The following is a 24687-nucleotide window of genomic DNA, read 5'->3' on the forward strand; positions in this document are numbered from 1 at the left end:
TCGAACGACGAACTCATGGTGTTCGCCGTGTACATTCCGCCGCACGAACCCGTCGAGGGGCAGGCATTGCGTTCGATCCCGACAAAATCCTCCTCGCTCATGTTTCCCGCCATGAACGCACCAACAGCCTCGAAGGAGGAAACTATGGACAGCTCTTGCCCTTTCCATCTACCTGGTTTGATCGTCCCGCCGTAGACATAGATTGCTGGAACGTTTGCTCGAAGAATGCCGATCATCCCACCTGGCATATTCTTGTCGCAGCCGCCGATGACAAGCACTCCGTCCATCCATTGCCCCTGGACCGCAGTCTCGATGCAATCTGCGATCACCTCACGGGAAACCAGGGAATACTTCATGCCCTCGGTGCCCATGGACATACCATCAGATATCGTCGGCGTGCCGAAGACCTGGGGATTTGCACCTGCGGCCTTGATCGATGCGATAGCCGCATCCGCCAGCGGCTGCAGCCCGGCATTGCAGGGGGTGATCGTGGAGTGCCCATTTGCAATGCCGATCATTGGCTTTTCGAAATCAGCCTTCTCATAACCGAGCGCGTAGTACATGGCGCGATTAGGTGAGCGTGCCACGCCCTCGGTAATATGCTTTGACCTATCGTTGAAAGGCATCGCACGGCTCCGGCTTTGGTTGAGCGAGGGGACTAGGTGAAGTCATACCATAGATCACAAGAAGCCGCTTTCCCTTCGGCGGCCCGTCGGACTGGCATGAGCCAGCGAGCGGCATAGCCCTTGGAACTGGCGGCCGCCTCAGGGGCAGCCGCGCGCCGTCCTCATGCCTTCAGCAGCCATTCGTGCTCCGGGGCATTGTAGAATTTCCAGATGCGCTTCGGTCCAGCCATCACATTGAGATAGTAGAGATCGTAGCCGTGGCAGGCGGCGCAGGGATGGTAGCCCTTCGGCACCAGCGTCACGTCGCCGTCCTCGACCGCCATGCTTTCGTCGAGCGAGCGGTCGTCCGTGTAGACGCGTTGGAAGGCGAAGCCCTGCGGCGGGTTCAGGCGATGGTAATAGGTCTCTTCCAGGAAGCTCTCGTTCGGGAGATTATCCTGGTCATGCTTGTGCGGCGGGTACGAGGAGGTATGGCCGCCCGGCGTGATGACCTCGACGACGAGCAACGAGTGGGCCGAGCTGTCGTCCTCCGGCATGATGTTGTTGACGTAGCGCACATTCGTGCCCTTGCCGCGGGTGAGGGGCGGGTGCGTGCCGGGGGGGATGGCTTTCGCCTCATAGCTGCCGCCGCCCGGTGCCGAGCAGACGGCGAGCTCAAGGTCGGTTTCCGCTGTCACCGACCAGGCCGATTCCATTGGAATGTAGAGCGCGTGCGGCGCGCCGTCGAAGGGGCTCATGCGTTCGCCGAGCGTACCGAAATCGCGCGTTCCCGAAGATGCCTTGCCCTTGCCGCTGACCCAGACGAGGCAGACCTCGCGCGTCCCCGTCTCGCCCGAGGCCGTTTCGCCGGGCTTCAGGCGGTACATATCGAAGCCGACATAGCCCCAGCCGGCACTTTCCGCCGTGACATGCGTGACGCGGCCATTCGTGCCGGACGGTTTCACCTTGAGGTTTGGCATTATAGTTCTCCCTGATGTCCTGGCTTTCCTCTCCCGAACCGCTCACCTCTCGGGAAGGGTTCGGGCCAGAAGAAACGCAGTCGTCAACGCGCTCTTACCGGCGGCATGCTATCCCTTGGGGAAGCCTTCCGTTTCGACGGTATAGCCTGCCGCCGTCATGACCCGCATCAATTCGGCATAGCCGACCTCGGCCATCTTCTGCGGGGGCGCTTTACGCGGATCCTGCTCGGCCTCGACAACGAACCAGCCCTCGTATCCGTGATCGGCCAGGCGCTGGACGATGGCGCCGAAGTCGAGCGAGCCGTCGCCCGGCACGGTGAAGGCGCCAAGCGCCACCGCATCGAGGAAGGATTGCCGGCTCCGGTCCAGCCCATCCACGACGGTCTTGCGGATGTCCTTGACGTGAACGTGGTTGATGCGGGCGTGGTGGTTGTCGATGGCGCGCAACACGTCGCCGCCGGCGAACGCCAAATGCCCAGCATCCAGCAGAAGCGGGATGCCTTCGCCGGAGTTGCGCATGAACGCATCGAGCTCCGGTTCGGTCTCGACCACGGCGGCCATGTGATGGTGATAGGAAAGCGGCATGCCCTGGTCGGCGCACCATTCCCCGAACTCGGTGACGCGGCGCGCATAGGTCTTCATCTCGCCGTCCGAGAGGCGCGGCTTGGTGGCGAGCGGCTTGGAGCGGTCGCCCTGGATGGAGCGGCCGACCTCGCCGTAGACGATGCAGGGCGCATCGACTGCCTTGAACAGCTCGATCATCGGCGCGATGCGGTCCTTGTTGGCGGCAAGCTCCTCGTCGACCAAGGTTCCTGAGAACCAGCCACCGCAGAGCGTCACGTCGGCGGCGCGCAGGATGGGCAGCATCTCCTTCGGATCCTTGGGGAAGCGGCGACCCTGTTCCATGCCGGTAAAGCCCGCGCTGCGCGATTGCCGCAGGCATTCCTCGAGGGACACGTCGTCGCTGAGCTCAGAAAGATCGTCGTTCCACCAGGCGATGGGCGACATGCCGAGTTTGGCCTTCATCAAAATTCTCCTTAAAGGCATTGTTTGGAGGAGCGGCGACCGCTCCTCCAGAAAAAAGACAGCGATCGATCAGCCGATGCGCTGGGCGGCGCGGGCTTTCTCGTAGGCGGCGCGCGCCTTCTTGACCTGCTCGCGGGGGCTGACCTCCGGCACGGCAACATCCCACCAGTGACCGCCTTCGTCGGTGGTGATCAGCGGATCGGTGTCGATGACGATGACCGAGGTCCGGTCGTTCTTCTTGGAGGCTTCGATCGCCTGTTCGAGCTCGGCAATGGAGGAGACCTTCACCGCCGCAGCGCCCATGCTCTCGGCATGCGCCCGGAAGTCGATCTCCGGCATCACCTCGTGGCGGGTGTCCTTCAGGAGGTTGTTGAAGTTCGCGCCGCCCGTGCCCATCTGCAGCCGGTTGATGCAGCCGTAGCCGCGATTGTCGAGGACGACGATCGTGAGCTTGAGGCCAAGCATGACCGAGGTCGCCAGCTCGGAATTCATCATCATGTACGAGCCGTCGCCGACCATGACGACGACGTCCTTGTCTGGCCGCGCCATCTTGGCGCCGAGGCCACCTGCGATCTCATAGCCCATGCAGGAGAAGCCGTATTCCATGTGATAACTGCCCGGTGCAGTCGCCGGCCAGAGCTTGTGCAGCTCGCCCGGAAGGCCGCCTGCGGCGCAGAGGAGGATCGTGTTCGCTCCGCCGATCGTCCGGGAAACCGCGCCGATGACCTGTGCGTCGGAGGGAAGAGCGGCATTGGTCGTTGCCATCGCCTTGGCCGCCGCCTCCATCCAGACCTTCTTTTCGCGCGTTGCCTGCTCGGCAAGCGATGCCGGCGCGCGCCAGCCGGCAAGGGCGGCCGACAGTGCCTTCAGGCCCTCGCGCGCATCTGTCACCAGTGGGTGACTGTCATGCTTCATCGCGTCGGGGCCGGCGATGTTGAGGCCGATCATCTGCAGATTGTCGTTCTTGAAGAGCGCCCATGAACCGGTCGTGAAGTCCTGGCAGCGCGTGCCGACCGCAATCACGACGTCCGCATTCTCTGCAATCGCGTTGGAAGCGGACGTACCGGTAACGCCGATCGAGCCGAGCGCCAGCGGAAGCGTTTCGTCGATCGCAGACTTGCCGGCCTGGGTGACGGCGACGGGAATTCCGTGCGCTTCGGCGAAGTCCTTCAGTTCCTTGGTCGCCTGCGAATAGAGCACGCCGCCGCCGGCGATGATGATCGGGTTCTGCGCCTTGCGGATCAGCGCGACCGCATTCGCCAGCTCGTCAGCGTCGGGCAGAGGACGCCGGTGCGTCCAGACCCGCTCCTCGAAGAAGCTCTCCGGATAGTCGAAGGCCTCAGCCTGCACGTCCTGGCAAAGGGCCAGCGTGACAGGCCCGCAGTCGACGGGATCGGTCAGCACCTGCATGGCGCGCCTGAGCGCCGACATGATCTGCTCGGGCCGGGTGATGCGGTCGAAATAGCGCGAGACCGGGCGGAAGGCGTCGTTGGCCGATACCGTGCCGTCCGCGAAATCCTCGATCTGCTGCAGAACCGGGTCCGGCGCCCGGTTGGCGAAGACGTCGCCGGGCAGAAAGAGCACCGGCAGGCGGTTTACATGTGCGACGCCGGCGGCCGTGATCATGTTCAGCGCGCCGGGACCGATCGATGTCGTGCACGCCATGAAGCGCTGGCGGAAGCTCGCCTTGGCATAGGCGACCGCCGCGTGCGCCATGCCCTGCTCGTTGTGGGCGCGGAAGGTCGGCAGTTCCTCGCGCACCTGATAGAGCGCTTCGCCCATGCCGGCGACATTGCCGTGGCCGAAGATCGCCCAGACGCCGCCGAAGATCGGCACCGTCTTGCCGTCGATGACGGTCATCTGCTTCTTCAGGTAGTGCGCGACGGCCTGCGCCATCGTCAGTCTGATTGTCTTGCCCATCGGGCGCCTCCCAAATTCAAGCTATCAATTGAGGCCGCGCGTTTTCAGCCACGCCTCTGTCAGTTGCCGGAAGCGGCCGGCCATGTCGGCGATCGCTTGCCTGTCGTCCATCTTGCCCGAAAGCCAGGCACGCGCCGCATCGGCAAAGATCGTGCGGCCGACGGCGAAGCCCTTGACCGACGGCGCAGCCAGCGTCGCCTCGAAGCCCCTGAGCAGTTCATCGGCCGGCGCTTCCAGGCCAAGAAGCACTATACCGCGGCACCATGGATCATTTTTGGCGATCACGGCATCGATCTTCTTCCAGGCGGCCGTCGATGCCTGGGGTTCGAGCTTCCACCAGTCCGGCTTGATGCCGAGCGCATAGAGCTCTTCCAACGCGGTGGAGACCGTGTCGTCCGTCAAGGGGCCGTTCTTGCTCGATATGATTTCGATTAGCAGCTCGCGACCGACCTTGCGCGCAGCCTCGAAAAGCGTGCGCAGCTTTTCCTGCTGCTCGGTCTTCAGCTCCGCCGGATCGTCGGGGTGATAGAAGCAAAGGCATTTGATGCAGTGATCGAGCGGCCATTCGACAAGCTGCGAGCCGATGTCCTGGCTGAACTCGAAACGCAGCGGCTTCGAGCCCGGTAGTTCCACCGGCCGTCCGATCCAGGTGAAATCCTTTGTTGCCGCGTCGAAGAATGCGTCGCGTCCGAACCGCTCGTCGATCAGCATGCCGTAGCCCTGGCGGCCATTGGCGACCTGTGCTGCCGCTTCCACGGCGAGCCGCTTGAAGGCGACGATCTTCTTGTAGTCCACGCCGAGTTCGTCGCAGACGCTCGTCAGCTGCGAGCGGTGGTCGATGGCAAGCGCCATCAGAAGCGGGATGTCGCCCTTTCGCGTGGAGGCCCAGTGAATGTGGTTGATCGCCTCGTCCTTGCGCAGCGCGCGGTACTTGCTGCCGTGTTTCAGGAAGAAGTCCAGCTCGGCCCAGGTCGGATATTCCGGCGAGCAGAGGAGGCGGGAGACCGCAAAAGCGCCGCAGGCATTCGCCCAGGTGGCGCAGGTCTTCAGCGGCTCGTCTTTCAGCCAGCCGCGCAGGAGCCCCGACATGAAGGCATCGCCGGCGCCGAGCACGTTGAAGACTTCGATCGGGAAACCTTCGCCGACGATGCCATCCTCGAGATTGTCACTGATCGGCCCGTCATAGACGATACAGCCCATCGCACCACGCTTCAGTACGATGGTTGCCGCCGAGAGACGGCGGATCTCCTTGAGCGCGCCGAGCACGTCGTCGGCGCCGGAGGCGATCAGAATCTCCTCTTCCGTACCGACGATCAGGTCGCAATCCGGCAGCGTCTCCTTCATCTTGGAGGAGACGCGATCCGACTTCACGTAGCGCTCGAAACCTTCGGCGTGGCCGGCAAGGCCCCAGAGGTTCGGCCGGTAGTCGATGTCGAAGATCACCTTGCGGCCGTTCGCCTTGGCGATGCGGATCGCCTTGCGCTGGGCAGCCTCCGTGTTGGGCCGGGAGAAATGCGTTCCGGAAACGAGCACTGCGCGCGACGACTTGATGAAGTTCTCGTCGATGTCACCCTCGTCGAGCGCCATGTCGGCGCAATCCGAGCGGTAGAAAATCATCGGCGAGACGCCTTCGGCCTCCACGGCGAGGAGCACGAGCGCCGTCAACCGCTCCTTGTCGGTCTTGATGCCTTTGGTCTCGACGCCCTCGCGCGCCGACTGTTCGATGATGAAGCGGCCCATCTGCTCGTTACCGACACGGGTGATGAGGGCTGACTTCAGGCCGAGACGAGCCGTGCCGATCGCGATATTGGCGGGGCAGCCGCCGACTGATTTGGCGAAGGAGGTAATATCCTCCAGGCGGGAGCCGATCTGCTGGCCATAGAGGTCCACCGAAGAGCGGCCGATGGTGATCACGTCAAGTGTCGTCTCCGGCTGCGAACCGGGCTTCATTTCTACCATGACGTCCTCCCGTCTGGCGCGTGGTCCACAACTACTCGTCCTGGCGGACGGGGTCCATGCGCAATCTCTGGTCTATCGTGCTTCCGGTCCGCCCCTGCACGACATCGAATATGGCTGCATGTATCTGGCGACCGCGGTGATGGCCATAATGAAACATTGGTTCCGATATTTTGTCAATTCGGAATGTTTATTCCATTTTCCCATTTGTTGATTTTGTCGAGGTGAATTTTCGCCGCCGCTCGGCGATTGCGACGGGAAAAGCCATGATAAGGGCCATCGACGCCGAAAGCGAACGGAAGCCGGCGAAATCGGCCTCTGCCACCTCGAACCAATGGGTCGCGCAGGAGGCAAGCGGGGAGAAGGCCGAATCGGTGATCGCGATCACCGGCACGCCTCGATCCGCCAGTTCCTGGCTCTGGGTCAGGCTCTCGGCAGCGTAGGGCGAGAAGCTCGCTGCGATTGCCGCGTCGCGCGGCGTTGCGAACTGCACGAGTTCCGGATCGACCCCGTTCGGCGAGGCGACGATCTGATGGCGGATATTGAGCTTGGAAAAGGCATAGGTCATGTGTGCCGTCAGCGGATAGGAGCGCCGCTTGGCGATCAGATAGATCGTCTCTGCCGCCGCGAGGATATCCACGGACTTCACGAATTCATCGGTCTGAATGGTCGCGGCGAGGCGGTTCACGGACTGGCTTGCAGCGGAAATAAAGCCGGAGAGAATACTGGCATCCTCATCCTCCGTGCTCGACTGCTCCAGTGTGATGAGCCTTTCCTCATAGCTGAGCGTCCGGTCGCGAAGGCGCGCGCGGAAGATGCTCTGCAGGTCCGAAAAGCCCTCATAGCCGAGGTGGTGGGCAAGCCGCACGAGCGTCGAAGGCTGCACGTCGGAGGCGGCGGCGATGCTGGCCGTGGTACCGAAGGCGATCTCGTCGGGATTGTTGAGCGCAAAGGCCGCCACCTGGGCGAGACGCTTCGGCATGTTACTCTTGCGCTCGATGATGATGCTGCGCAGGCTCTCGAAGTCGCGCGGTACTTTCATCCGTGTCGTAACGTCGTCGTCCATACTGGGCCTTTCGCGGCGCGATCGTCGGTCAATGAAATAAACATTCCATATTTTGCCAGCATAACCGATTTCGGAATCGGAGAACATGCTTTTTTAATCTGATGAAATTCAAGGGTTTTGTCCGATTTCGAGCACGTAGCGACAAAACGATGCATCGGGAGCGGCTTGCAAAAACGGTCGAAATATTCCAAAAACTTCTGGTGGAGCACTTGGGAGGAGCCAACATGAAGCCTCTGGGCGTAGGACTGATCGGAACCGGCTACATGGGTAAATGCCACGCTCTTGCGTGGAATGCGGTCAAGACTGTGTTCGGTGACGTCGAACGTCCGCGCCTCGTGCATCTTGCGGAGGCCAATCCCGACCTCGCACGCTCGCGCGCCTCCGAGTTCGGCTTCGAGAAGTGGACTGCCGACTGGCACGAATTGATCGCCGATCCGGAGATCGACGTCGTCTCGGTAACGACTCCCAACCAGTTTCACGCACCGATGGCAATCGCCGCGCTGGAGGCCGGCAAGCACGTCTGGTGCGAAAAGCCGATGGCGCCGACGTTTGCGGATGCCGAGCGGATGCTCGCGGCCGCAAAGGCCTCCGGCAAGGCTGCGATCATGGGATACAACTACATCCAGAACCCGGTGATGCGGCATATCAAGACGCTTCTCTCCGAGGGAGCGATCGGTACGGTCAACCACGTCCGCGTGGAAATGGACGAAGACTTCATGGCCGATCCGGAAGTCTTCTTCTACTGGAAGAGCGAGATCGCTGCCGGCTATGGTGCGCTCGACGACTTCGCCGTTCACCCGCTGTCCCTGCTCTGGTTCCTCTTCGGCCACGTCGAGGCCGTCATCAACGATATGGTGAAGCCCTATGCCGACCGTCCTCTGAAGGAGGGAGGGCGCAGGGCGGTCGAGAATCACGACGGCGCCAATGTGCTGATGCGATTGGGTGGCGGCATTTCCGGCGTGCTGATGGCCAATCGCGCCGCCTGGGGCCGCAAGGGCCGCATCGCGCTGCAGATCTACGGCTCCCAGGGATCGATCCTCTACGATCAGGAGCGCATGAACGAGTTCGAGCTCTACCAGGCGGGCGGCAGGGACACCGAGGCGGGCTTCCGCCGCGTCCTCGCCGCACCGGCCCACGCACCCTACGATCGCTTCATTCCGGCTCCCGGCCACGGCCTGGGCTTCAACGATCTGAAAATCATCGAATGCCGGGAGGTGATCCGGGCAATCTCCGGGGAGCCCAGCTCGGCGATCGACTTCACCGACGGCCTGCGGATCGAACGCACGGTGCATGCCATGGCCCGCTCCTTTAGCGAACGACGCTGGGTGGAGGTCGAAGGCTGAGGCATCTTGCCGCGAGCGCCGATCACGATCGCCTTCCAGTACCGCCCGGCCGGTAAGCCGGTGTTGACGCGGCATGGAGCAGGCGTTACCCCTGCCCATAGCGAGGAGCAGCCGGGCCGCGTTTGCATCCGGCCTCCCGTTTGATCTGGAGGGTCGTCGTGACGGACAGATTGGTCATTGTTGGAGCCGGACAGGCCGGTTTCGCGCTCGCCGCGAAGCTTCGCGCACTGAAGGACACCCGGCCTATCACCATCGTCGGCGCGGAAGAATGTCTTCCCTATCAGCGGCCGCCGCTCACCAAGAAATACCTGCTGGGCGAGATGGAGTTCGATCGCCTGCTGTTCCGCCCCGAGCATTGGTACCACGACAACGACGTCGAAATCAGGCTTTCGACCTGGGCCGAGCAGATCCATCGCGACACGAAGCAGCTGCTGACGCAGGACGGCGGCGTGCTTGACTATGGAACGCTCGCCTTGACGACGGGCTCGACGCCGCGGCGCCTGCCGGCCACGATCGGCGGTGATCTCGATGGCGTCTATGTCGCCCGCGACAAGCGCGACGCCGACATGCTGGCCGACGAAATGCGCGCCGGACGCCGGGTGCTCATCATCGGCGGCGGCTATATCGGCCTTGAAGCGGCCGCTGTCGCCCGCCACCGCGGCCTTGAGGTGACGGTGATCGAGATGGCGGACCGGATCCTGCAGCGCGTTGCCGCCAAGGAAACGGCCGACATCATGCGCGTCATCCATCAGGACCGTGACGTCGTCATCCGCGAGAAGACCGGGCTGAAGCAGCTCGTCGGACGGCAAGGTCGTGTCGTCGCCGCGGAGCTTTCCGATGGTTCGACGCTCGAAGTGGATTTCGTAATCGTCGGGATCGGCGTGGTGCCGAACGACCAGCTCGCCAAGGAGGCGGGGCTGGAGGTCACAAACGGCATCGAGGTCGACGAGTTCGGGCGCACGTCCGATCCATCGATCTACGCCATGGGCGATTGTGCGGTCCTGCCGTGGAAGGGTGGCCGCATCCGCCTGGAATCGGTGCAAAACGCCGTCGACCAGGCCGAGGCGGTGGCAGCCGTCATTGCCGGCGGCAGCGAGGCCTATGATCCGAACCCCTGGTTCTGGTCCGACCAGTATGACGTGAAGCTGCAGATCGCCGGCTTCAACCTCGGCTACGACGAGACGATGCTGCGCCATGGCACCCGCGAGGGATCCTGCTCCATCTGGTATTTCAAGGATCACCAGTTCATCGCGGTCGACGCCATCAACGACGCGAAGGCCTATGTCACCGGCAAGAAGCTGCTGGAAAGCGGCATCAATCCCGACAGGGCCGTCCTCGCCGACCAGAATTCCGACCTCAAACAACTGCTGGGCTAGCATTCGATGCATCTTCCCCCGAACGGCTTCAAGGCTGCCCTCCGCGACAACCGTGTCCAGATCGGTCTCTGGCTTGCCATGGCAAACGGCTATGCCGCCGAGATCGCCGGTCATGCTGGCTTCGACTGGCTGGTCGTCGATGGCGAGCACGGCCCGAATGATCTGCGCAGCATTCTCGAGCAGCTCCAGGCGTTGGCGACTTCGCCATCGGAGGTGGTGGTGCGCGCGCCGGTCGGCGAAAAGTGGATGATCAAGCAGCTTCTCGACATCGGCGCCCGTACGCTGCTGATCCCGATGGTCGATTCGGCCGAACAGGCCGCGGAACTCGTGCAGGCCGTATGCTATCCGCCGCATGGTGTCCGCGGGATGGGGGCCGCGATTGCCCGCGCGTCGCGCTTCAATACGATCACCGACTATGCCGCGCGGGCGAGCGACGAGATCTGCCTGCTTGTCCAGGCCGAGAGCCGGGCGGCGATGGCCGATCTCGAAAGGATCGCGGCCGTGGAAGGCATCGACGGCATCTTCATCGGCCCGTCGGACCTGGCCGCAGACATGGGCTTTCCGGGAAATCTCGAAGCCCCCGAAGTCCAGTCGGCGATAGAGAAGGGAATCGCGACGATCCGCGCCGCCGGCAAGCCCGCCGGCATTCTGACCTTCAACGAGGCGCTGAACCGACACTATATGGCGCTCGGTGCTACCTTCGTGGCTGTTGGCGCTGACGTGACCGAATTCTCGAGCGCTCTCGCCAGGCTCAGCCGCCGATACAAGGAAGGATCCGCCGCTGCGGACGGCGAACCCTCAACCGGCTATTGAGTGCGCTCGCCGGACGTTCGCTCGTCTAGGCTTTCGGCGCGAAACGCAACTCACACCAAGGCCGCCGGCCTTCGCAAGCCCTTCCCAAATCATCGACCTAGCAGGCCGTGAACCGTGCGGAGGATGTCGGACACGTGCCTGCCATGCGCGGGGTGACCGCCTGTCGCCGACAGGTCGCTCGCGAGGCTGGAAAGCTGCAGGGAAAGCTTGTCCTGGATTTGGGGGTAACCACCCAACAGCGATGCCAGGGTCTGCCCCGCGATCTCATAGGCTTCGAGTGCGGTCAGAGCTTCATACCTGGTGGCCTGGGGGAGGACGCCATCGATCCGGCCGAAGATGGCGCCCGGTGCAAATCGCACAACTTCCCCGCCATCACACACTGCAGCGGCAGTTCCCGATCGTACGACCATGAGGCTCGGCAAACTATCCAACCCATCGAGGAGGATGTCTCCGGCCCGGTAATGCCGCAGTCTCGCGGACGCTTCGAGCGTCGGCAGTTCATCCTGTTCCACGTCCGCAAAGATCGGATTGGATTGGAGGAGCTCCTGCAGTGTCTCGGGAGAGGCATGACCTGGGTCGTGCTTCTCGACAAGGACGATGGAGGCGGCCACCGGCGGGGCGAGATCTATGCCGGTCGCCTTGCACTGCCGGTAGACGAGATCAATAAGCTCGTTTCTGGCGATGGTAGTAGCGGCGGGATGTCTGACGCGGAATTGCAGTTCGATTTCGATGGCAAATGCATCGACGCCCTTCAGCGCGACGACGGGCGCGGGCTCATGGACGATGTTGTTTGCCCCAACCATTGCTTGGCGCATCGCCTCTGCGACGAAGTTCGGAGTGCGCGTCGGCTTGACGCGAAGGCTCAGGGCCACTTGGCGCGTCTCGTCGGGGCGACTGGTATTTGTCAGTCCGATCTTGGCCAGATAGCTGTTCGGCAACACGACGATGTTGTTGCTCGCTGTCAGCATGTAGGTCGAGCGCCAATTGCTCTCAACGACCCGTCCCTCGGTGCCGTCGGAAAGTATGATCCAGTCACCGATTCCGTAGGGACGTCCCAGTGTGAGCGCGAGCCCCGAAAAGACATCGTTGAGCGTGCTCTGCAGGGCAAGCCCGAGGATGATCGCGATGACGCCTGACGTCGCAAGGAGGGTTCCTATCGCAAAGCCAAACATGGACAGGACCGAGAGCGTGACCCCGAGATAGACCATCGCGATGATCAGGTCCTGTAGCAACCGGGCTTCGCGCGGTCGCCCGTCGAGGACAATGTAGATGCGGACAAAGCCGATCACGGCCCAGGCCAGATGCACCCACCAGAGGAGTTTGGCCGCGATAAGCATGCCGCCGCCGTCCCCCATCGGCTCGAACTTGTACGGGGAGATGCCGTTTCCGAAGAGAAGTGCCGTCATGGCCAGGAAGAAGGCGATCTGGACCACAAGACGTGCGTTCGGACGGCCACGCCCTTGCAGATGCCAGACGATGATGCCTGCAACACCCAGCGCAACAATCTGGAAAAGTGGCGAGGCAAACAGATCTTGCATGGCGGGTGTCTCCTGAAGGCCGGGCAGCGGGGCCGGGTCCTGATTTGCGGGCCCGGCCAACGCTCTTTATTTCATCGGGATGACAATGTCCTTCTCCTTGGTGTCGACGATGAAGACGGCGAGCAGTTTCGCCGGCTCGGTGTCACTGGCGTTGGCGCTTACGAGATGCTTGTCGCCTGGCACCTCAGTCCAGTTCTCTCCCGCATGATAAACCTTGGCCGGGCCGTCATTGACCTGGCTGCGGATCGCGCCCTCCAGAACGGTCGCATAGATAAATGCCGAACTCGGATGCGTATGGGCCTCCGACGAGCCTCCGGGTCCATATTCGACAAGCACGCCGCGGACACTCTTGCCCGGCACGGTTGGCAGCTCGTGGTCATAGACGACCGTGATCTTGCGGTTTTCGGCGGCGAAAGCCTGGACCCCGAAGGCGAAGAATGCGCCGGCCAAAGTCACGGCGATGGAAAAATTCCTGATCATCTTGCAACTCCATTTGAGGGGGAAAGTACCGTCGAGCACGGCGGCACGGTTAGGCGCTACTTTCTTTCGGCGACTGCGAACCATTCATCGAAGGTGATGCGACCGAGACGCGGACTGTTATCGGAAACGAGTGAACCGTCCTCGAGCCGAACGCCAAAATAGCGCGCTTCCCGATCGGCAACCACCCGCCGTGTATCGCCCTTGGCCTTCAGATAGCGGCCGACAAGGTCGCTCAGACGAAAGCGCTCCGGACCTGCAATCTCAATCGTCCCGTTGACCGGAGCGGAAAGAGTGACCTGGGTCATGGCATCGGCCACGTCGTCGGACGCGATCGGCTGCACATAGGCAGGCGAGAGGGTGACGGTATCTCCGACGGTTCCCGATTGCGCGATACCGTTCACGAATTCCATGAACTGCGTCGAATGCACGATGGTGTAGGGGATGCCCGAGGCCTTGATCAACTTTTCCTGGGCGAGCTTGGCGCGGAAGTAGCCGCTTTCCTGTAGCCGTTCCGTGCCTACGACGGAAAGTGCGATATGGCGCTTCACGCCGGCGGCCTTTTCGGCCGCAAGCAGATTGCGACCGGAGGTCTCGAAGAACTCCATCGCGTCCTTGTCCGCGAAGGACGGCGAGTTTGAGAGATCGAGCACTACCTCGGCACCCGCCAACGCGGCTGCGAGCCCTTCGCCGGTTATCGTATTCACTCCGGTGTTTGGAGAGGCGGCGATTACTTCATGACCGTGTTTGCGCAAACGGTCGGCCGTCTTGGAACCGATCAGACCGGTTCCGCCAATGATGACGATTTTCATGAACTCCTCCATTCATGGCGTCTGCTCGCACCTCGCTACACGATGGGCAGGCGAAGGTGCGGGTTGGACTATACACCCGGCCGCAAGCATCGTCAGGGACTCCGTCCCGCCTGCCAATTTGGTCAGGGGACGCCACGGGGTAGGGCATTCCAGAACTCATCGGTGATGCTCGCCAGAAGGACGAGCGGGGCTCCTGAATAGCAACTGTGCGTCCAAGCAGGAGGGACCGCCTGCTTGGACGGTGAACGAAGGGTGATCAGACTCTGCGGAAAGTTTGCCGTACGCTCGCAGAGAGTAGGCTTTGTTCGCGTTCGTTCCCGTATCTTTTCCGTTTTGCGACATCCCGCATTTTTTCTCGGGCCATCACAAAAAATCCTTGCAATCACAGGCGTCGCGACATACTCAGGCTCCCACCGGAGAGGTGGCCGAGTGGTCGAAGGCGCTCCCCTGCTAAGGGAGTATACGTCAAAAGCGTATCGAGGGTTCGAATCCCTTCCTCTCCGCCATCTTCCCTTATATACCAGTCTCGCTAGAGCCTGCGGCTATTTATAAAGTCAGCGTTTTTTTCCCGCTGTCTCACCGGCTCATTCCCTTGAAAAAAGAGGCACGCGACCGGGTATTTCCAAGAGGGCTGAAAATTCCGACAGACGTGCAAGTCCAGAACGCACCGGGGCGGAAGAAGCCTGCGAGCCCGCCGACTCGGGTGGCTTGCACATTTCAGCCCGTCGGTCGGAAGGCCGATTGCCGGGTGACCGCGCCAACTTCAACTCGTGGCCGATCCATGAATGGGTTATAAAGGGAATGCTAGGCAGGTTGGTCAGCAGGACCGGGGCCGTCGGCTTGGATCGATGCTCGCCAAGATGCATTGAATGCCTACGCACAGACGGGGGAATCCATCATGGACGTCGTTGTGAGAACTTACACAGGTAAGGGCTCGAAGGAGCTGTTTTCATTGCTGGAGGAGCGCAAGGACGAGGTTGAGAAGCTTTTGCGCCAAACGAAAGGGTTTGTGAGCTATACGCTCGCCCGGAGTAGTGAAAGTGACGGCGGGCTGTCGATGACGGTCTGTCAGGACAAGGTAGGCATCGACGAGAGTGTACGCATGGCGAAGGACTGGATCGCAAAGAACGCGGCACACATTGGCGTCGATCCACCTAGGGTATCCATGGGAAAGATAATCATCCACGCCACAAAGTAGCGGACTTCCATATTTCCGCCCGGTCGAGCAAGCGAGCCGGCCGGGCTTCTTGCCTTCGAACCCTCGACACCCAATCAATCGCCTTATTGTCTGACACCCAAATGGGCAGCATTGATCGAATCAATGTATTGTGATGATGAAGTCGCTTTCAGAACACGAGCCGACGGGGGAGTTGTGAGAAAAGCTCATTGCCTTTCGCGGGCGCTGTGGGCCAGCGCCGCCATTTCGATCTTGGGCAGTCCGGCAATTGCACAGGAAGCCACTCAGGCGAAAAAGGGGGACCGTCTGGTGACGGTCGACGACCACGGTTTCACCGTGCAATCTCCTGACGGCGGCATCAAATTACACCTCGGTGGTCGTCTGCAAGGTGATTTTGGGTCTGGAGGCAGCTCGGCGGTGACGGACGAGTTTCCCAAGCATGCCGCTATTCGGCGGGCTTGGCTCGAGCCGAAACTGACGATCTATGACGACCTGATCTTCGCCCTGCAGTACGACTTCAGCAGCGACACGACTCCAGTCGACAACCTGATCGCGACCTACAAGGGCTTTTCTGCATTCACCATCACGCTCGGTAATTTCAAGGAGCCATTCAGCCTCGATGTGCTCACGGCCAACAATGACATCATGTTCATGGAGCGCTCGCTTCCCACCGCCTTTGCGTCCGGGCCCGCAGGGCGTAACACGGGTGCAGCCATCGGCACGCATGGCGACAATTGGACACTTGCCGGGGGCGTCTTCGGAGGCAACATAAACCACAGCGTCGACGGTGTCGGCATCGAGGGGACGATCCGTGCGACCTATGCACCGATCCTGACCAGCCACGAGGTTGTCCACTTCGGTGTTTCCGCCAACTATCACTCGCTCGCCAACGATGTCGGCGCTTCGTTCTCGACCACGCCGGAAAGCTTTCTTTTCGATGCCGATCTCGTCAAGACTGGCAACATCAAGGATGCGAACTCGATCGGCCGCCTGGGACTGGAGTTCGCCTGGGCAAACGGTCCCTTCCGAATTCAGAGCGAATACATCGCAACCCAGGTCGATCGGGACACGAAACCCGACGCCTTCTTCCAGGGGGGATATGTACAGGGAGGCTGGGTCATCAACGGCAATGCAGCGCCCTACGTGCTGCAGGCCGATACGGCGACCGAGATCGGCATATTCAAGCGTGTGCAGCCCAGCAAGGACCAGCGGGTGACACAAGGCGGGACAGGGGTATTCGAAGCCGTCGCCCGCTACTCCGCCATCGACCTCGATAGCCACGATATTCAGGGAGGCTTCCAGCAAGACGTCACGCTGGGCCTGAACTGGTATCCTGAGCCTTTCGCCCGCGTGATGGCGAACTACGTCCACGCATGGGCCGACCCGACGGCCGGCAGCCTGGGCGGTGACGACGGAAACGCGGATATCTTCCAGATGCGGTTGCAGGTCGCGTTTTGAGAACGCCTCGACCTTCTCGCAGACGGGGTTGAATGGCCGCTTCCGGCCAAACCGGCCGCAATTTCACGGGCAATCCGCGCGGTTCAATCGAGGAAAACTCATCTCGCGCAGATCTCGGATAAGTCCGCCAGGCCCATCCTCACTGGCGGCATCCATGCCCAGCTTGGTCAGCCAGCACCACATGCTGATCCGATGGAAAAGGGTGTAGAGCCAAAGCGCTCGCCCTGTATCCGGGTGATCGACCTCGCCGTAGCCCTCAAGAATGGGCTGACGGCTTCGCGGGTCTTCGTGCGAAGAACAGAACAGGGCCTTGGCCAGGTCGAAGAGCCTGTCCGCTGCGCGTGCGTTTCCGAAATCGATAAGCCCACTCAGGTGGAGTCCGCCCGCATCGCGCGCCGCGAGTACATTGCCCTGATGGAAGTCGTCGTGGCAGAGCACGGGACCATGGCTTTCATTGAGCAGATGGAAGCTTCCCTCTGCGAGGCGCTGCAAGTTGCGCCCCAGGTCCGTGTCGCCGCCAAGATCGCGGAAACGCCGAAATACATCTTCGAACGCCGCCGTCATATAGTCCGCGTTTGAGGATCTCGGCCTATCGATGCCATGGCCGCGCACGTAGCCATATGCGGGCATTGGCACATCGTGCACACGTCTGAGAAGCTCGCCCATTTGGCGATAGGCGTGGTCGATATCTGGCTCGGCCATCCAGTGGCGGAGCGAGCGACCGGGCAACAGCGTCAGCAATGCAATGCGCTGGGGCAGGACAGCGCGTGACTCGTCGACCCGCAACCACTCAGGAACGGGCGGCGTCAGTCCCTTCAGCCAGCCCGCCACGAGTCTCTCCTTCGACGGTCCCCATTCTGGCTCGTCCGGATAAATCTTCAGGACCAGCGGACCGCGACCGGAACCTGCGATATCGATCCCGTAGACCTCGGTGCTGCCGCCCTGGAGGCGACCGAAGCCGCTGGCGACCAAGGTAGGGTCAAGGCTTTGAACGAGCCGTTGAACGGTCTCAATGTCGAGTTGGGTTGTCATCTTCGTTGTGGACCATTTCCGCCAGCGGCCCAAAGTATGGTCACGAGCTTTGCTTCTTTGCCACCAGAAACGGTCGCTGTGCTCACACCGATTGCAAAGATCCGGAGTTGGCGCGCGAAGCCATCATCAAAATCGCTCGGTCGCCGGCAAGACCGCGCGGGCGAGGGCCGGATCAAACCGCCTCTCGCTTCATGACGGCAATCAAAGTGCATACACTTTGCGGATGCTAACCTGCCCGTTGAGCAAACCAGGACAGGAAAGGCCGAGGGGCAGGTGCGGTGGCGATGCTGGGGCGCAGGAGCAATTGCCCGGCGGCCGAGAATGCGCGTCTGCGCATCAAGGTGGTCACGCCCATCCCGGATATTCCCGATGCGGCGAGGATCATCGCCACGACCACGAACTGATAGAGGCCGGCATATAACGGACTGGCGCCCGAAACCATCATTCCCGCCATCACGCCGGGTATCCACACCAGGCCGAGCGATTTCAGCATGTCCAGTCGCGGCAGCAGGCTGGCATAGACTGAGGTCTGGACATAAGGGGCGACGCTGACGGCCGGCTCGGCTCCGAGACAGAGTGCGGCTTCGATCTGTCCGACATGGGCAAGAACGTCGGCCTTGAAACGCTCCATCGCCTGCGCGCAGGCATTCATGCAGTTGGCGATGATCATGCTGCCGACGGGCACGAGAACGGCGATGTTTGTGTCGAGCGACTTCGTGAACAGCATGAATACGATGACCGTGCCTGCGCCCGCGCCGATCGAATACAGCGAAATTTGAAACGCATACGGCAGCTCGGCGAAGCGTCGCGAGGCGGTCGCGGCGGCAGCGGCGACCATGCCGAGGAGAATGAGCATGCCGATGAGCAGATTGCCCTTCAGTAAGAGCCCGAGCACCACGCCGACAAACGACATCTGCACCAGACCGCGCAGAAGGGAAACGGCCGCTTCTCTTCCAACGCGCACCTGGAAATGAAGGCAGAGGGCCGCGACGGCGAGACAGAGAACAATGGCAGCAGCCGCCTGTGCGAAGCCGAGGAGGACCTGGCCGGTGAAAAGATCAGTAGGCATCGACGATCTCCTTGGCAAGCCCGATGGCGACCAATCTTCCCTTTGCCAGGTACATGGCGCGGTGAGCGATCCGCGCCGCCTGGCTCGAGTTATGTGTCACGATCACGCACGGCATCTGGCGTTGATCACTGATTTTCGTGACGAGCTGCTCGACCTCGCGGGTGGACTGTTCATCGAGAGCGGAGGTCGGCTCGTCCAGCAGCAGGACGTCCGGTCGGTTGGCAAGAACGCGAGCCAGGGAAACACGCTGCGCTTCTCCTCCAGACAGCGTCGCAACGTCGTGATCGCCATATCCACCGAGACCGACTTGAGCGAGCAGCGCCTCGATCTGGTCCGCTGCGAATTCCTCCTTGCGCTGTGCCGGACCGAAGGAGAGGTTGGACGCAACGGTTCCGGGGAACAGGAAGGCGCTCTGCATCACCATTCCAACGCGACGGCGCAGCGTGGTCGGAGGGATCTGGCGATAGTCGGAACCCCTCAGCAGCACCGTCCCGCTGGTCGGCTCGTCCAGCCGGTTGATCAGGCGCAGAAGCGATGATTTTCCGGCTCCGCTTGGCCCGATGATCGCGAGTATCTCGGCCTTGGCAACCTTGAAGCTGACATCGTCTACAAGGATGCGTCCATCGACCTTCCGCGTCAGCTTCTGCAGGTCGAGGTAGGTCTCCGGCGTTACCGCCTGTGGCCGCACGTTGCCGGCCGCAGGCTCATCGCGGAGCGACGAAGCGTTGGCTGGCTGTGTTTCCGGTGGCGCAGTCGCCATTTGTCTCTCCACTCGCTCAGGATCCCATCATCGGCAATCTCTTGCCGATCTATGTCATCCGGCGACGCGGAGCTTGTAGGCAAACGCCCTAAACGGCATGCCACGAGGCAGGCCGGCGAGCGAAGGCACCCTCCTGAGAGTGCTTCCGGCGCTCAGGCCGGCCGGTTGGTCGTCGCGGGGCCATCGGGCGTGGCGAACCACTCGGGCCTGCGTAGTGGGCTGGCTGCGGCAAGAGCCCGTCGGGCGCCGTCGGCGTCGAGATTGGCGCCGTAGACAGGCGTTGCAGGTTGCTGTCGCCAGGATTCGTCGAGCCCGCCGGCATCGACGCCGTCGAAGCCCAGTTCATCGATAAGTTGAATGAGCTTTGCCTTGGCAGCGGCATCGTCGCCGGCGACCGGCAGCGCTATGCGACCGGGCGTGCCGGCAGGCTTGCCATCGCTCAGAAGGTTGCGCCAGTTGATGGTGTTGAAGGCCTTCAGCACGGGTCGTCCAAGCTGGGTTTCCACCCAGCGGCTTTCGGGCAAGCCATTCTCGATCGCCGCAATCTTGCCGTCGCGCTGCCGCGGGTAATAGTTGCCGGTATCGACCACCACCGCGTCGGCACCGACGCCATCGAAAAGCTCTTTCGGCAGGCCTGGAATTTTCGACTCCGGAATGGTGACGATCACCACGTCGCCGCGGCGGGCCGCCTCGCGGACGGTAACCGCCGTTGCGCCGGTCTCGGCCGCGAGATCTCCGAGCGAGGCCGGACCCCGTGAATTGGCGATGAAGACCGTGTGGCCCAGCGCCGAAAGACGACGTGTGAGTGTGGCGCCGATGTTGCCGGCCCCGATGATTCCTATGTTCATACCTTCGTCCTCGAACCTGTGAGTGGCTATGCAACCGGGAATATGGGCAGCTTTGTTCGCTTGGCCAGAATGCAGCTGGTCTTGGGACCGTTCATCAACGATCAATATATCTCACAAAATACAATGCTGTCGTGTACGGTCCGAATATCACGCTGGCGGCCGACCCCGCCTTCAGCGTTACCGAGATCCCGGCGAAATTCTCGCCGAAGGTCGAATATGGCCTGGCGCTTCGATAGGGCGCTGCGCAACAGGCACGCCAGCTGCGGGATTTCCTCTTGTCGGATCGCGGGCAGGGCATGCTGGAAAGCGCCGGTTTTTCCCGCGTTCTCTGAGGCGCGCTCCCGTGCTCCTAATCCAGCTGCAATGCCAGGCTAGGTAAAGTCGGTCGATATGGAAACAGGGCGCCACTCGGCGATAATGGCGGCGTCGGACACGTGTTTGGCTTCAATGGCTGCGACAGTGTCACTCCCGAGCGGCAGGCGAACGGGCGGATTTGGGGCGTCGGCGAAGGCGACGAGCACGTGGGCCAGTTTCTCCGGATCGCCAGGCTGGCTGTGGTTGAGCTTCGATGCGCGATCTCGCACCGCGCCCGCTGTTGCGTTGTAATCGTCGATCCGCCCGCCGCTCACTGAAAGCGATGTCGAATCGAGGAAGTCTGTCCGGAAGTAGCCCGGCTCCACGACGGTGACATGGATTCCGAGCGGCGCCAATTCGCCATGGAGTGCCTCGGACAGACCTTCGACAGCGAACTTGGTCGAGGCATAGACGCCGAAGCCCGGCGTGCCGCGATAGCCGCCGATGGACGATATGTTGATGATCCTGCCGGAACGCTGCGCGCGCATATGCGGCAGGACGGCACGGGTGACGCCAAGCAGCCCGAAGACATTGGTGCGATAGATCGCCTCGATCTCATCGGCCGTCGCCTCCTCCACGGCACCGAGCAGACCAAAACCCGCATTGTTGAGGAGCACGTCAATGCGGCCAAATCTGTCGACCGCGCTGGCGGCGGCCTCGCGCGCCTGCTGGTCGTTGGTAACGTCGAGCGTAAGGGCCAGAAGGTTCGGATTGCTTCCGAGCTTCTCGATTATAGCTGCGGCGTGGCGGGCGGTCGCGACAACATTGTCTCCCTGGGCCAGCGCGAGTTCTGCGATCCGGCTTCCAAAGCCGCGAGATGCACCTGTGATGAACCAAGTCTTCATGATCAATCTCCATTCAGCTTTGACGGCGAACCGGCCCCCATCTTATTTGGGCGGCGCGTCCTGCGCTTCAACTGGCGGCGGAAATTCCCCTTTCGCCCGGCTATTCCTTGGCTTTTGCGGCAGCGCTTCCACCGCCACCCGGCACCACAATCATTGTTGATCGCCGCGCAATATCGGAACGTATCGATTACTCTGCGGCGGGTGATCGTCCACCGTCACCTAAGCGCCCAATCTCCCGCCGTGCGGCTGGGTGTCAACGGACTACGATGCCGTGGAAGCTGCGAATATTTCAGCCAGGCGCTCGATGCCGGCCTGGTCATCGCCATCGAAGCGGGATACGCGCGGGCTGTCGAGATCGATCACGCCGATGATCCGCCCATTGCGGCGAACGGGCACGACCAGTTCTGATCGGGAAGCGGCATCGCAAGCTATATGGCCGGGGAAAGCGTGCACGTCCTCGACGAGGATCGATGTTTCGCGGGCCACGGCGGAGCCACATACGCCCCGGCCGACCGGGATCCTCACACAGGCAGGCTTGCCCTGAAACGGACCGAGTACCAGCTCGTCGCCGCCATCCAGAAAATAGAACCCGGCCCAGTTCAGGTCGGGCATGGCGTGGAAGATCAGTGCGGCGCAATTGCTCGCATTCGCGACCAGGTTATGCTCGCCTGCAAGCAGACCCTCCAACTGCCGGCCAAGTTCATCGTAAAACTCCGCCTTGTTGTCCGCTTCGATCGTAGCCTGTTCAAACATCGCTTCACTCGCCTCCGGTATCGCCTTCCATCTATCTAAGGCGCGGTGCTGGCTTTCGCAATCGTCCCTCGCAGCCAACCGGTACTCGCCGGATCGAGGCGTCGTTGCCGCGAAAGCTGCTGCGTCGGGCTTTCAGATGCTAGAGATCGGCGAGTGATATCTTCACGAGCCGATTGCGCAGGCGAGGGGCTGCAAAGTCGAGGAAGCTGCGCATCTTGAGCGGCAGCGTGCCTTGTGCCTGATGCAGCAGGTAAACTGGGATCGGGTCCGGTTCGAAGGCCTCCAGGACAACCCGAAGCGCACCCTGCGCCACGGCATTCGCTGCCTGATAGGACAGGACGCGCGTGATGCCGACGCCGGCTGCTGCAGCGTCAAGCGCGGCTTCCGCAGTATTGACCGAAAGGCGCGAATTCACTTCCACGGTATGGCCCCGGCCTTTCGATCCGCTGGTGAAACTCCATGAGGTCCTTGAGCCCGGCATTTCGAAAGTGACGCAGGGCAGGCCGACGAGATCGTCCGGATTGGACGGCGTGCCGTGTCTTTCGAAATAGGGGGGGCTGCCGCAGACCACGCGCCGCAGGGAGCCGACGCGTGTTCCGATCATCGAGCTGTCGGGGAGTTCGCCGATGCGCACGGCAAGGTCGATCTGGTCCTCCAGTAGATGTGCGTTGCGGTCTGAAAGCAGCATGCGGACGTCGATATCCGTGTAAAGGCCAAGGAATTCCGTAACCAGCGGCAGGACGTGAAGACGGCCGAACGCGATCGGCGCGGTCACCACCAGCTCGCCCTTGGGGGCGCTTTGTTCGCCCGAAGCTGTGTTCTCGGCTTCATTCACCTCGTCGAGGATGCGCTTGCAGGACTGGAAATAAGCGCTGCCGGCGTCCGTCAGCGCCAGTCGGCGGGTCGAGCGAACGAGAAGGCGAGTGCCGATATGGGCCTCAAGTTCACCAACCTTGCGGCTGACCGTTGGCAGGGGAACGCCCAGCCTTCTACTCGCCGCCGTAAAGCCGCCCGTCTCCACCACCGCTACAAAGATCGCCATCGCTTCCAAACGATCCATAGCTACTCTTTCGCCTATTGAGATAATGCCTATCAAGAATACAGGATTATTTTGTCAGGAGAAAGTGAATACGTTCACACGGCAAGTCAAGCTCGCCTCACAGAAGAAAGGATCTCGCAATGTCCCGCATCGCCATTCCTTCTCGCGACGCCGTTCCCGCTGCGTCGCAGCCCATTCTCGATGCCGTAGAGCGCCAGCTCGGCTCCGTGCCGAACCTGTTTCGCCTCGTTTCGATCAGCCCGGCCGCTCTCTCCGCCCTCACGGGCCTCAGCGGTGCGCTCGGCAAGACGCTTGATGCCAAGACAAGGACGCGGATCGCGCTTGCCGTCGCACAGGCCAATAGCTGCGACTATTGCCTGTCGGCCCACAGCTACATCGGCCTCAACCTCAACAAGCTCGATCAGGAGGAACTCCTTCTGAACCGCAGCGGCGCTTCCGGCGATCGGAAAGCCAACGCTGCGGTGCATTTTGCTGCGCGCGTCGCCGAGACGCGCGGACAAGTGGAAGATGACGAGTTGGAGGCGGTCCGCGCAGCCGGTTACACCGACGCGCAGGTGATCGAGATAATCGGCGTCGTCGCAGAGAACTTCTTCACCAACCTGGTCAACAAGGTCGCGGATACCGACATGGACTTTCCGATCGTCTCCGCCGGGGCGCTCCGTCAGCTCGCCTGACCGCCGGCCTCGAGCGGCCAACCCGTCTCCTAAAGCAGTGAGAGAAAATGCCATGACCTACAGCTATCTCGATATTGCCTCGACGCCTTCGGTGAAGGCTGCGCAGGAGGCCAATGGTGCCCTGGATCTATGGTCGGTCGCGGGCAAGGAGCGTACTTTTGATCGGTTCAGTGCTGCCGAGCGGGAATACATCGCCGCGCGCGACAGCTTCTACATGGCCACCGTCTCCGAAAGCGGGTGGCCCTATGTGCAGCACCGGGGTGGTCCTCCGGGTTTCCTCAAGGTCCTGGATGAAAAGACGCTCGCCAGTGCGGACTTCCGCGGAAACCGGCAGTATATCTCCGTCGGTAACCTCGGCGCGGACGACCGGGTGTCGCTCATTCTCGTGGACTATGCGGCACGTCGGCGGCTGAAAATCTTCGCGCATGCCGAAATCTCCGAAGATCCGGACATGGTTGCTGCAGTCTCCATACCGGGCTACCGGGCGAAGGTCGAACGAGCGCTTGTGTTCCGCCTGGAAGCCTTCGACTGGAACTGCCCGCAGCACATCACGCCCCGATTCACCGTGGCCGAAATCCAGGAAGGGGTGACGAGCCTGCAGCAGAAGATCGCCGAGCTTGAAGCGGAAAACAGGAACTTGAGAGCAAGGCTCGGTGTTCTCGACACATAGTTGCGGCTACAGGGCACGAATTGCCGTTTTACTCTGAATCTCTGTCGGCCCAAGGCCTTGTGCTTGCAGGTGAAA

Annotated in this window: 23 protein-coding genes and 1 tRNA gene; 8 read left to right on the top strand and 16 right to left on the bottom strand. The window is 61.8% G+C overall.

Annotated features, from left to right (window positions below; all coding sequences use genetic code 11):
- From EV286_RS17975 to EV286_RS18000, 6 genes are all read right to left on the bottom strand, one after another.
- Window positions 1-626 (bottom strand): dihydroxy-acid dehydratase (locus EV286_RS17975; RefSeq protein ID WP_207909876.1); only part of this gene is annotated, 626 nt, incomplete at its 3' end.
- Between the two features lie 161 nt (window positions 627-787).
- The gene (iolB, locus tag EV286_RS17980) at window positions 788-1585 is read right to left on the bottom strand and encodes a 5-deoxy-glucuronate isomerase (protein WP_132958543.1); all 798 of its coding nucleotides are present in this window, start codon (window positions 1583-1585) and stop codon (window positions 788-790) included.
- Window positions 1586-1693: 108 nt separating this feature from the next.
- Window positions 1694-2611, bottom strand: a complete 918-nt coding sequence (gene iolE, locus EV286_RS17985) for a myo-inosose-2 dehydratase (RefSeq protein WP_132958544.1) — start codon at window positions 2609-2611, stop codon at window positions 1694-1696.
- 69 nt (window positions 2612-2680) lie between these two features.
- Window positions 2681-4531: a 3D-(3,5/4)-trihydroxycyclohexane-1,2-dione acylhydrolase (decyclizing) gene (gene iolD, locus EV286_RS17990; RefSeq protein WP_132958545.1), complete on the bottom strand. Its 1851-nt coding sequence runs from the start codon at window positions 4529-4531 to the stop codon at window positions 2681-2683.
- A 24-nt stretch (window positions 4532-4555) separates the two neighbouring features.
- The gene (gene iolC, locus EV286_RS17995) at window positions 4556-6490 is read right to left on the bottom strand and encodes a 5-dehydro-2-deoxygluconokinase (protein ID WP_132958546.1); all 1935 of its coding nucleotides are present in this window, start codon (window positions 6488-6490) and stop codon (window positions 4556-4558) included.
- Window positions 6491-6677: 187 nt separating this feature from the next.
- A complete protein-coding gene (locus EV286_RS18000; RefSeq protein ID WP_132958547.1) occupies window positions 6678-7553 on the bottom strand; it encodes a MurR/RpiR family transcriptional regulator in 876 nt (291 codons plus the stop codon).
- 224 nt (window positions 7554-7777) lie between these two features.
- Between EV286_RS18000 and EV286_RS18005 the strand changes: the two genes are divergently transcribed.
- From EV286_RS18005 to EV286_RS18015, 3 genes are all read left to right on the top strand, one after another.
- Window positions 7778-8896, top strand: coding sequence for a Gfo/Idh/MocA family oxidoreductase (locus tag EV286_RS18005; protein ID WP_132958548.1), 1119 nt, complete (start codon window positions 7778-7780; stop codon window positions 8894-8896).
- Between the two features lie 158 nt (window positions 8897-9054).
- Window positions 9055-10272 (top strand): FAD-dependent oxidoreductase, encoded by a 1218-nt coding sequence (locus EV286_RS18010; protein ID WP_132958549.1) that lies wholly within the window; start codon window positions 9055-9057, stop codon window positions 10270-10272.
- Between the two features lie 6 nt (window positions 10273-10278).
- The gene (locus EV286_RS18015) at window positions 10279-11085 is read left to right on the top strand and encodes an HpcH/HpaI aldolase/citrate lyase family protein (protein ID WP_132958550.1); all 807 of its coding nucleotides are present in this window, start codon (window positions 10279-10281) and stop codon (window positions 11083-11085) included.
- Window positions 11086-11174: 89 nt separating this feature from the next.
- Here EV286_RS18015 and EV286_RS18020 read toward each other — a convergent pair whose 3' ends face one another.
- The 3 genes from EV286_RS18020 to EV286_RS18030 form a co-directional block, all read right to left on the bottom strand.
- Complete coding sequence (locus EV286_RS18020) at window positions 11175-12623, bottom strand: mechanosensitive ion channel family protein (protein WP_132958551.1); 1449 nt, start codon at window positions 12621-12623, stop codon at window positions 11175-11177.
- A gap of 66 nt (window positions 12624-12689) precedes the next feature.
- Complete coding sequence (locus EV286_RS18025; RefSeq protein WP_132958552.1) at window positions 12690-13103, bottom strand: cupin domain-containing protein; 414 nt, start codon at window positions 13101-13103, stop codon at window positions 12690-12692.
- 56 nt (window positions 13104-13159) lie between these two features.
- Window positions 13160-13912, bottom strand: coding sequence for an SDR family oxidoreductase (locus EV286_RS18030; RefSeq protein WP_132958553.1), 753 nt, complete (start codon window positions 13910-13912; stop codon window positions 13160-13162).
- A gap of 415 nt (window positions 13913-14327) precedes the next feature.
- Between EV286_RS18030 and EV286_RS18035 the strand changes: the two genes are divergently transcribed.
- The 3 genes from EV286_RS18035 (at window position 14328) to EV286_RS18045 (ending at window position 16547) form a co-directional block, all read left to right on the top strand.
- Window positions 14328-14418: transfer RNA gene (locus EV286_RS18035), tRNA-Ser, on the top strand.
- A 392-nt stretch (window positions 14419-14810) separates the two neighbouring features.
- Entirely contained in the window at window positions 14811-15110 is a 300-nt protein-coding gene (locus EV286_RS18040; RefSeq protein ID WP_132958554.1) for a hypothetical protein, read from the top strand.
- A gap of 123 nt (window positions 15111-15233) precedes the next feature.
- The gene (locus tag EV286_RS18045; protein ID WP_132958555.1) at window positions 15234-16547 is read left to right on the top strand and encodes a porin; all 1314 of its coding nucleotides are present in this window, start codon (window positions 15234-15236) and stop codon (window positions 16545-16547) included.
- A gap of 63 nt (window positions 16548-16610) precedes the next feature.
- On the opposite strand, the gene EV286_RS18050 is transcribed toward EV286_RS18045, so the two are convergent.
- The 7 genes from EV286_RS18050 to EV286_RS18080 all read right to left on the bottom strand — a co-directional run bounded on the left by EV286_RS18050 (window position 16611) and on the right by EV286_RS18080 (window position 23268).
- Window positions 16611-17519 carry an aminoglycoside phosphotransferase family protein gene (locus EV286_RS18050; protein ID WP_245500752.1) on the bottom strand — a complete coding sequence of 303 codons (909 nt, stop codon included), beginning with the start codon at window positions 17517-17519 and terminating at the stop codon, window positions 16611-16613.
- A 286-nt stretch (window positions 17520-17805) separates the two neighbouring features.
- On the bottom strand, window positions 17806-18648 hold the full coding sequence (locus EV286_RS18055; protein WP_132958556.1) for an ABC transporter permease: 843 nt from the start codon (window positions 18646-18648) through the stop codon (window positions 17806-17808).
- A complete protein-coding gene (locus EV286_RS18060) occupies window positions 18638-19408 on the bottom strand; it encodes a phosphate ABC transporter ATP-binding protein (protein WP_132958557.1) in 771 nt (256 codons plus the stop codon). The genes EV286_RS18055 and EV286_RS18060 overlap by 11 nt, the downstream gene beginning before the upstream one ends.
- 152 nt (window positions 19409-19560) lie before the next feature.
- Window positions 19561-20256: an NAD(P)-binding domain-containing protein gene (locus EV286_RS18065; RefSeq protein WP_132958558.1), complete on the bottom strand. Its 696-nt coding sequence runs from the start codon at window positions 20254-20256 to the stop codon at window positions 19561-19563.
- 371 nt (window positions 20257-20627) lie between these two features.
- Complete coding sequence (locus tag EV286_RS18070; RefSeq protein ID WP_132958559.1) at window positions 20628-21455, bottom strand: oxidoreductase; 828 nt, start codon at window positions 21453-21455, stop codon at window positions 20628-20630.
- A gap of 261 nt (window positions 21456-21716) precedes the next feature.
- On the bottom strand, window positions 21717-22208 hold the full coding sequence (locus EV286_RS18075) for a GAF domain-containing protein (RefSeq protein ID WP_132958560.1): 492 nt from the start codon (window positions 22206-22208) through the stop codon (window positions 21717-21719).
- Between the two features lie 139 nt (window positions 22209-22347).
- Window positions 22348-23268 (bottom strand): LysR family transcriptional regulator, encoded by a 921-nt coding sequence (locus tag EV286_RS18080; protein ID WP_132958561.1) that lies wholly within the window; start codon window positions 23266-23268, stop codon window positions 22348-22350.
- A 119-nt stretch (window positions 23269-23387) separates the two neighbouring features.
- On the opposite strand from EV286_RS18080, the gene EV286_RS18085 reads away from it, so the two are divergent.
- Window positions 23388-23942 carry a carboxymuconolactone decarboxylase family protein gene (locus EV286_RS18085; protein ID WP_132958562.1) on the top strand — a complete coding sequence of 185 codons (555 nt, stop codon included), beginning with the start codon at window positions 23388-23390 and terminating at the stop codon, window positions 23940-23942.
- 52 nt (window positions 23943-23994) lie between these two features.
- On the top strand, window positions 23995-24612 hold the full coding sequence (locus EV286_RS18090; RefSeq protein ID WP_132958563.1) for a pyridoxamine 5'-phosphate oxidase family protein: 618 nt from the start codon (window positions 23995-23997) through the stop codon (window positions 24610-24612).
- Window positions 24613-24687: the final 75 nt, after the last annotated feature.

Origin of the sequence: Rhizobium sp. BK251 (assembly GCF_004345245.1) — a bacterium.
In the GTDB taxonomy this organism is placed as follows: Bacteria; Pseudomonadota; Alphaproteobacteria; order Rhizobiales; family Rhizobiaceae; genus Rhizobium.

Bases quoted from the DNA above. Each gene is read 5' to 3' on its own strand.
- EV286_RS18020 (WP_132958551.1), bottom strand. From the start codon at position 12,623: ATGCAAGATCTGTTTGCCTCGCCACTTTTCCAGATTGTTGCGCTGGGT.
- EV286_RS18030 (WP_132958553.1), bottom strand. From the start codon at position 13,912: ATGAAAATCGTCATCATTGGCGGAACCGGTCTGATCGGTTCCAAGACG.
- EV286_RS18055 (WP_132958556.1), bottom strand. From the start codon at position 18,648: ATGCCTACTGATCTTTTCACCGGCCAGGTCCTCCTCGGCTTCGCACAG.
- EV286_RS18005 (WP_132958548.1), top strand. From the start codon at position 7,778: ATGAAGCCTCTGGGCGTAGGACTGATCGGAACCGGCTACATGGGTAAA.
- EV286_RS18080 (WP_132958561.1), bottom strand. From the start codon at position 23,268: ATGGATCGTTTGGAAGCGATGGCGATCTTTGTAGCGGTGGTGGAGACG.
- EV286_RS18070 (WP_132958559.1), bottom strand. From the start codon at position 21,455: ATGAAGACTTGGTTCATCACAGGTGCATCTCGCGGCTTTGGAAGCCGG.
- EV286_RS18045 (WP_132958555.1), top strand. From the start codon at position 15,234: ATGTATTGTGATGATGAAGTCGCTTTCAGAACACGAGCCGACGGGGGA.
- EV286_RS18090 (WP_132958563.1), top strand. From the start codon at position 23,995: ATGACCTACAGCTATCTCGATATTGCCTCGACGCCTTCGGTGAAGGCT.
- EV286_RS18015 (WP_132958550.1), top strand. From the start codon at position 10,279: ATGCATCTTCCCCCGAACGGCTTCAAGGCTGCCCTCCGCGACAACCGT.
- EV286_RS18060 (WP_132958557.1), bottom strand. From the start codon at position 19,408: ATGGCGACTGCGCCACCGGAAACACAGCCAGCCAACGCTTCGTCGCTC.
- EV286_RS18025 (WP_132958552.1), bottom strand. From the start codon at position 13,103: ATGATCAGGAATTTTTCCATCGCCGTGACTTTGGCCGGCGCATTCTTC.
- EV286_RS18040 (WP_132958554.1), top strand. From the start codon at position 14,811: ATGGACGTCGTTGTGAGAACTTACACAGGTAAGGGCTCGAAGGAGCTG.
- EV286_RS18085 (WP_132958562.1), top strand. From the start codon at position 23,388: ATGTCCCGCATCGCCATTCCTTCTCGCGACGCCGTTCCCGCTGCGTCG.
- EV286_RS18065 (WP_132958558.1), bottom strand. From the start codon at position 20,256: ATGAACATAGGAATCATCGGGGCCGGCAACATCGGCGCCACACTCACA.
- iolC (WP_132958546.1), bottom strand. From the start codon at position 6,490: ATGGTAGAAATGAAGCCCGGTTCGCAGCCGGAGACGACACTTGACGTG.
- EV286_RS18075 (WP_132958560.1), bottom strand. From the start codon at position 22,208: ATGTTTGAACAGGCTACGATCGAAGCGGACAACAAGGCGGAGTTTTAC.
- EV286_RS18000 (WP_132958547.1), bottom strand. From the start codon at position 7,553: ATGGACGACGACGTTACGACACGGATGAAAGTACCGCGCGACTTCGAG.
- iolE (WP_132958544.1), bottom strand. From the start codon at position 2,611: ATGAAGGCCAAACTCGGCATGTCGCCCATCGCCTGGTGGAACGACGAT.
- iolB (WP_132958543.1), bottom strand. From the start codon at position 1,585: ATGCCAAACCTCAAGGTGAAACCGTCCGGCACGAATGGCCGCGTCACG.
- iolD (WP_132958545.1), bottom strand. From the start codon at position 4,531: ATGGGCAAGACAATCAGACTGACGATGGCGCAGGCCGTCGCGCACTAC.